Annotated in this window: 5 protein-coding genes and 2 pseudogenes; 5 read left to right on the forward strand and 2 right to left on the reverse strand. The window is 46.5% G+C overall.

Features of this window, described 5'->3' with window-relative positions:
• A pseudogene (locus tag B3O33_RS13645) lies at positions 1 to 225 on the forward strand (peroxiredoxin); the annotation flags it as partial.
• A 108-nt stretch (positions 226 to 333) separates the two neighbouring features.
• On the forward strand, positions 334 to 1,905 hold the full coding sequence (ahpF, locus tag B3O33_RS13650; RefSeq protein WP_292360045.1) for an alkyl hydroperoxide reductase subunit F: 1,572 nt from the start codon (positions 334 to 336) through the stop codon (positions 1,903 to 1,905).
• Positions 1,906 to 1,926: 21 nt separating this feature from the next.
• On the opposite strand, the gene B3O33_RS13655 is transcribed toward ahpF, so the two are convergent.
• Both B3O33_RS13655 and B3O33_RS13660 read right to left on the reverse strand, forming a co-directional pair.
• Complete coding sequence (locus B3O33_RS13655) at positions 1,927 to 2,595, reverse strand: response regulator (RefSeq protein ID WP_292360043.1); 669 nt, start codon at positions 2,593 to 2,595, stop codon at positions 1,927 to 1,929.
• Positions 2,588 to 3,967 carry a sensor histidine kinase gene (locus B3O33_RS13660; protein WP_292360041.1) on the reverse strand — a complete coding sequence of 460 codons (1,380 nt, stop codon included), beginning with the start codon at positions 3,965 to 3,967 and terminating at the stop codon, positions 2,588 to 2,590. The genes B3O33_RS13655 and B3O33_RS13660 overlap by 8 nt, the downstream gene beginning before the upstream one ends.
• Positions 3,968 to 4,421: 454 nt before the next feature.
• Between B3O33_RS13660 and B3O33_RS13665 the strand changes: the two genes are divergently transcribed.
• The 3 genes and pseudogenes from B3O33_RS13665 to B3O33_RS13675 form a co-directional block, all read left to right on the forward strand.
• A complete protein-coding gene (locus B3O33_RS13665) occupies positions 4,422 to 5,441 on the forward strand; it encodes an AAA family ATPase (protein ID WP_292360039.1) in 1,020 nt (339 codons plus the stop codon).
• Positions 5,442 to 5,453: 12 nt separating this feature from the next.
• Positions 5,454 to 6,338 (forward strand): MxaS protein, encoded by an 885-nt coding sequence (locus tag B3O33_RS13670; RefSeq protein ID WP_292360038.1) that lies wholly within the window; start codon positions 5,454 to 5,456, stop codon positions 6,336 to 6,338.
• A 59-nt stretch (positions 6,339 to 6,397) separates the two neighbouring features.
• Positions 6,398 to 6,779, forward strand: a pseudogene (locus B3O33_RS13675) (hypothetical protein); the annotation flags it as partial.

The following is a 6,779-nucleotide window of genomic DNA, read 5'->3' on the forward strand; positions in this document are numbered from 1 at the left end:
GAAGAAGGTCTGGCGCTGCGTGGCACATTTGTTATCGATCCGGAAGGCGTGATCAAAGTGTGTGAAGTTCACGATCTGGGTATCGGCCGTAGTGCAAAAGAACTGGTTCGTAAAATCCAGGCTGCTCAGTATGTTGCCTCACATGATGGTGAAGTTTGCCCAGCTTCTTGGCAGCCAGGTGAAGAAACCTTGTCACCATCGCTGGATTTGGTTGGCAAAATCTAAAGAAAATCTGAATTTAGAATTTCTTGATCCGTTGGATCACGTGTGTCCGGGCCGATCGGTCCGGACAACACCCAAATATTTATAGAATTTTACACAGGCAGGTGCCTTATGTTGGATGCAAATATTGCTGCACAATTAAAAACTTATCTGCAGAATCTGCAACGTCCTGTAGAGATCATTGCGTCACTTGATGACGGCAAAAAATCTCAGGAAATGCGAGAACTGCTGGTTGAAATTGCAGATATGTCTGACAAAGTCAGTTTTTCCGATGCAGACAACGATGCGCGTAAACCATCATTCCGGGTGAAACAACCGGAAGGTCAGGAGCACATCCGCTTTGCCGGTATTCCGATGGGTCATGAATTTACCTCGCTGGTTTTGGCATTGCTGCACACCGGTGGTCATCCAATGAAGACCGAGCCTGAAGTCATCGAGCAAATCAAACAACTCGACGGTGAGTTTGTGTTTGAAACATATATTTCACTGTCATGCCAGAACTGCCCGGAAGTAGTACAGGCGTTAAATTTGATGGCGGTGTTAAATCCGAATATTCATCACACTATGATTGATGGTGCGTTATATCCTGAAGAAGTAGAATCGCGTCAGATCATGGCTGTGCCTACTGTTTATCTGAATGGTCAGGTATTTGGTCAGGGAAGAATGGGGCTGGCCGAAATCATTGGCAAACTGGATACCGGTGCAATCAAGCGTGAAGCTGAAAAAATCAACCAGCGCGCACCGTATGATGTGTTGATCATTGGCGGTGGTCCGGCAGGTGCTTCAGCTTCCATTTATGCTTCACGTAAAGGTATTCGTACTGGCATAGTGGCTGAGCGGTTTGGCGGACAGGTCATGGATACCCTGGCAATTGAGAACTTTATTTCGATTAAAGAAACGGAAGGCCCGAAGCTGGTCGCGGCACTTGAAGAACATGTCAAGGAATATGAAGTTGACGTGATGAAACTGCAGCGTGCTAACAAGTTACGCCAGCAAGGCAAAATGATTGAAGTAGAATTGGAAAGTGGCGCTAAGTTGCTCAGTAAATCGATTATTATCGCGACCGGTGCACGCTGGCGTGAGCTGGGTGTGCCCGGAGAAAGTGAATATCGGGGGCATGGTGTGGCTTACTGCCCGCATTGTGATGGCCCGTTGTTTAAAGGCAAACATGTTGCGGTTATCGGTGGCGGTAATTCCGGTGTGGAAGCGGCGATTGATCTGGCCGGTATTGTCGGTCATGTCACCTTGCTGGAATATGCAGACCAATTGAAAGCTGATGCGGTATTGCAGAAAAAATTGCATAGTCTGAACAACGTTACGGTCATTATCGGCGCGCAAACCATGGATATCACTGGCGATGGCAAAAAAGTGAACGGTCTGAATTATAAAGATCGGGCCACAGAAGAATCACATCATGTTGATGTGGCAGGTGTGTTTGTTCAAATCGGTTTGCTGCCTAATACCGATTGGCTGAAAGATACCCTAACGTTAAGTAAATATGGTGAGATTGAAATTGATTCTCACGGGGCAACATCAATGCCGGGCGTGTTTGCGGCCGGCGATGTGACCACCATTCCATACAAACAGATCATTATGGCAATGGGTGAGGGTGCCAGAGCCGCATTAGGTGCGTTTGATTATCTGATCAGAAACGAGTTTGATGAGAAGGATCAGGCAGCTTAACGCTTATCGATAAATTTGGATTCACTCCGCTTCGTCAATTAAATCGCGCAAGTTTAATAACTTCATGCGAATGGCGAGGCGGGTGAGTTCAATATCCGAGTTAACCTCAAGTTTACGTTTGATAATGTAATGTGAATTGGAAACCGTTTTCGGACTGATATTCAGAATATCGGCTATCTGTTGATTATTCTTGGCTTCCAGCAATAAACGTAAAATCTCAAACTCCCTCACCGTTAAATCATCTAATCTGGCTTTGTCCTGACCCAGTTTTTCCAAGGCCAGCGCCTGTGCAATATCAGGACTGAGACTGAGGTTATTTTCGTAAACCTCATAAATTCCATGAATCAATAAAGTTGGATCACTGCTTTTGGTGACATAACCCAACGCGCCTGCGCGGATGGCCTGCAAGGCAAAGCTGGGGTTTTGATGCATACTGAACACCAGAATCCGTGCCTGAGCATCATATTGCCGAATACGTGAAATGGCTTCCAAACCACTTTGTCCCGGCATCGAGATATCCATGATCACCACATCCGGCTGAAAGGTTTTGTAATTCTGATAGGCTTCAGCAGCATCCCGAGCATCGGCTATCACGGTTAAATTAGGTTGCTTTTGCAATAATGAACGATATCCTTCCCGCACAATGGCGTGATCATCCACTAATAAGATTTGAATCATTTTTTCAGTCATGCAAGTTCTCTGTTAGTGATTCTGCTGGCGGATTAACGGGTAACTCGATCAGCAGTTTTAAACCACCGTCGTTGTGAGTATCCATGGTTATTTTACCGCCGAGCGCAGTTACTCTCTCTGCGATACCGAGTAGTCCCACTCCCATGTTCTGATTTAACGTTTCCCGCTTGGCTTTGCCATTATCTTCTACCTCCAGGATAAGCTGATGTGGATCAACATATTTCAGTTGGATACTGGCTTCACTGGCTCGGGCATGTTTGGCAATATTGGTCAATGACTCCTGCACAATACGGTACAAATTGACGGGCAATGGTTCAGGCAGGATATCCATTCCATCATCAATCTGCAGGGTAAATCGTGTTTCACCGCCTGTCCGCTGGTTCCAGCTTTTAATCAGCTTATCCAGACTTCGTGTCAGTCCAATCTCATCGACATCAGCGGGACGTAAACGTGTCAGTAATCCACGTAGGGCGGACATCATATGCGCCGTAATATGGCTGATACCCTCGGTTTCGCTGAGTATGGATGGACAATCCTTTCGAGCTGTCTGGCTGATGGATGTGGTCAGGGCATTGATACCGGCCAGACATTGACCGAATTCATCATGTAACTCACGACTGATAAACCGATGTTCTTCTTCCTGTGCATTAATCAGTTTTAGTGCCAGTTGGCGGTTTTCATTCATGATCTGTTGCTGGGTAGATGCCAGTGCATTAATCGCTTCGCTGGTACGGCGCCATTCACCGATTTCAAAACTGGGAATACGGGTTTGCAGCTCGCCCTGTTGCATTTTTTCCAGGCCTCGAACAATCAATTGTGCCGGACGTAACAGTTGATTAATTGTCATAAACACCAGTAACGATACCGCCAGAATACTTACAGATAAAATACCGAAGACTGCCCGCAGATTACTCCAGGCCCGGGCAATTTCCATTTCAACATTCAACGAAACCAGAATGCTGCCATAGGTTATAGCGTTAAATGAAAAACGCCGGCTGGCTTCGTAGCTGGGATTAAACAACTGTTGATAAATTTCGCCGAACCAATTTGGCCAACGCGTTTCATCGTGTACTACTTCATTACACAAGCTGCGACGGCGGCTTTCTGTACGAGACAAAAACTGCACACAGGAACCAGGCACGCCGTTGAGTTGTTGCAGAATATCCGTATCGGGAAAGGCAACTGAATAGTCATAACGGGAAAACATTTTTAACAATTGCTGGGTGAGCTGTTTTTCTATTCGCTGCGCGGTTAAATCAGCCTCCAGCTTAGCCTGTTGGTCGGTCTGGTACAGAACATATCCAGCACTGCACACCAGACAGATAAAGCCTATCAACATGATTCTAAAGAAAAGTTGCAGTCTGAGATTCATGATTTATCCGTATTTACAATCAACACAGTCTAGGCGCAGATATCCACGCTGCAAAGCCTGGTTTCAACACACGGGAAATTTGCCCGATGTCCATGGGCAAATATCTGATGTGCTGATTGCGCTTTCAAGGTTTAATGAACATCATAAAAAAGCTATGTGAAAGTTAAGCAGTCGGCTTACCTCATCAAGCATTAAGTTATACGTTCAGTTTCGTATCATCAGCTTGGTTTCATATCAGACTGTTTGGTGATAGATTCCTGCATGAATCAAAAGCATAATCTTGATTAGCCAATGGTGAGTTCACAGGCAAAGACACAGCAACGGGATTTTTGTGCTTTTGCTGTCGTCACCTGATAAGGCGTCATGTTTAAAAAGCTAAAGTAACTTACTTACTCAATCAGTTTGGGTGAGTAAACTTAAATATATAAATATTACCTATTAAAGGGGAGAGAGAATGTCGGATAAGCAGCAATTGGATACTGCTCGTGAACACGCTTTGGCACTGGAAAAAGTGGTCAATGATGTGGTGATTGGTCAGCAACAGGCCATTCGTTTGATTCTCATCGCATTACATGCTCGCGGACATGTATTACTCGAAGGTGGTGTCGGGGTGGGTAAAACCACTTTGCTGCGTGCTTTTTCCAAAGCATTGGGTGGCGCATTTGGCCGTATTGAGGGTAGTGTTGATTTAATGCCTAACGATCTGCTTTACAGCGCCTGGGTGAATGCGGATGGTAAACCGGTCATTGAACCTGGCCCGCTGATTGCCAAAGGTGAAGAAACCGCCGTGTTTTTCTTTAACGAAATCAACCGTGCCCGTCCACAAGTTCAATCTTTGCTGCTCAGAGCGATGGCAGAACGCAGTGCTGAAGCATTCGGTAAAGAATACCGATTCCCGCATATGATTGTGTTTGCTGATCGAAATGCTGTCGAAAAAGAAGAAACTTTTGAACTGAGTGCTGCCGCCCGTGACCGTTTTCTGTTTGAAATCAACATCAGCCGTCCACTGGAAGACGAGTCACGCCGTAAATTGATTTTTGATCCAGCCTTCCATGATGTGGATGCATTGCTCAGTTCCATTGGTGCCCCAATATTAAATTATCGTGATCTCAATGAACTGGATCGTGATATTCAAAATAGTGTGTATGTTTCACCGGAAATTGAAAACTATGTAGTGCGTCTTTGGGATGCCAGCTGGGAACCACATAAACTCGGTATTACGCTGACGGATGTCTATGTTGAAGATCTTGTTGTTGCTGGTGCCAGTGTGCGAGGTATGTCAGCAATGGTAAGGGCGGCGAAAGTCTGTGCCTGGCTGGAAGGACGCGATCATGTGCTGCCGGATGATATCCATTTTGTTTTACTGCCTTCACTTACACATCGTGTGTTCCTGTCTCCGGTCTATGACGGCCGCCGTGAACAGCTGATGCCACAATTTATTCAGGCGTTACGCGATCATATAGCCACACCGTAAGAAGGCATTCTGATGAAGCCTATACAACCTCAGGAGTTTAGCTATCGCTTTCCGGATAAGGTGTTTGGTCATGTGCCCGGTGCACATAGCGGAACAGCGCTGGGCAGCGGTGATCGTTTTGCCGGTTTCGCTGATTTATTTGATTATCCGGATCCACGGCGTCTGGATGTACGCGCCAGTTTACGTACCAATATTGCTGATTCCGCTCTGGGAAATCAGGAACGATGGCTGGTAAGACGTTATCAACAACGTTCGTCCATCACTTTATGGCTGCTTTCGGATTTGAGCCGATCGATGTCGGTTTCCAGTGTCAGTAATGAACGGGTTGCCCGATTGGCGCATATGATTGCGCATAGCTCGATCAGATTCGGTGATCGTTTTGCCATGGCCGGATTTGATGCTATCTGGCGTAAAGATGTATCCGTAATGCCAACCAGGCAACGCAGTATGCCAGCGGTTGCGGCAGAAAAAATCATCAACGCTGCACCTCCGACAGCACCGGGTGCAGAGGGCTTGTTTGATGCGGCCGATTTAATCAGTAGTAAAAGGGCAATCGTATTTCTGGCCTCGGATTTTTGCTGTGATATCGATCTGGTTGATCGCACCTTACGCAAGCTGGCGCATTACACGGTGGTGCCTATCGTCTGGCAGCATGATGAGGTGGATCATTTACCTTCGCACGCGGGCTGGACGGAGACGCGCGATTCTGAAACCGGTAAACGCCATAGCGTATGGATACGTCCCGGCATCAAGAAACGCTGGCAACAGCAACTGGATGATCACTTTGAGAAACTGACGGCCTGTTTTATGCGTTATCGCGTCAAGCCGCTTTTTGTCTCCGGAGAAGTGACACCACAACAGTTGACACAGTATTTCTCCGCAATGAAAAAATCATAGGAATGCACACAATGCGCCGCTTGATCCTTATTATCAGTTTTATATTTAGCAGCCAGCTTATGGCTGAAGAAGTCACCATCAAACTGGATCGCAGTTGGGGTTTGTTAATTGGTGACCAGATTATCGCCAGAGTAAATTTGCCGGTCAATGCCAGTGAACTTGATCAGGATAGTCTGCCGCAACTTGAAAAACGTCATGGTCCCTGGCTATATCTGCAGGAAGTTGCCGCAACAGGCGAACAGTTGCAATTACATTATCTGCTGGTCAATGTGCCAGCTGAAACCCGGCAACTGGAAACACCGACGCATACATTGAGAACCTCGCAGGGTGATTTACTGACGATACCTTCTGCGAGTTTTTCTGCCGGTTCTTTTTTGAACGCTACAGATGATGCGGCTACAGTGACCTTGCGGGGTGATCATCAGTTATTGGCTGCTGATT

The sequence above is a fragment of the Methylophaga sp. UBA1464 genome, from assembly GCF_002325665.1.
Taxonomy (GTDB): domain Bacteria; phylum Pseudomonadota; class Gammaproteobacteria; order Nitrosococcales; family Methylophagaceae; genus Methylophaga.

What these genes read in the sequence shown, in the direction of transcription:
- B3O33_RS13665 (WP_292360039.1), top strand. Translation starts at nt 4,422, where the DNA reads ATGTCGGATAAGCAGCAATTGGATACTGCTCGTGAACACGCTTTGGCA.
- B3O33_RS13670 (WP_292360038.1), top strand. Translation starts at nt 5,454, where the DNA reads ATGAAGCCTATACAACCTCAGGAGTTTAGCTATCGCTTTCCGGATAAG.
- ahpF (WP_292360045.1), top strand. Translation starts at nt 334, where the DNA reads ATGTTGGATGCAAATATTGCTGCACAATTAAAAACTTATCTGCAGAAT.
- B3O33_RS13655 (WP_292360043.1), bottom strand. Translation starts at nt 2,595, where the DNA reads ATGACTGAAAAAATGATTCAAATCTTATTAGTGGATGATCACGCCATT.
- B3O33_RS13660 (WP_292360041.1), bottom strand. Translation starts at nt 3,967, where the DNA reads ATGAATCTCAGACTGCAACTTTTCTTTAGAATCATGTTGATAGGCTTT.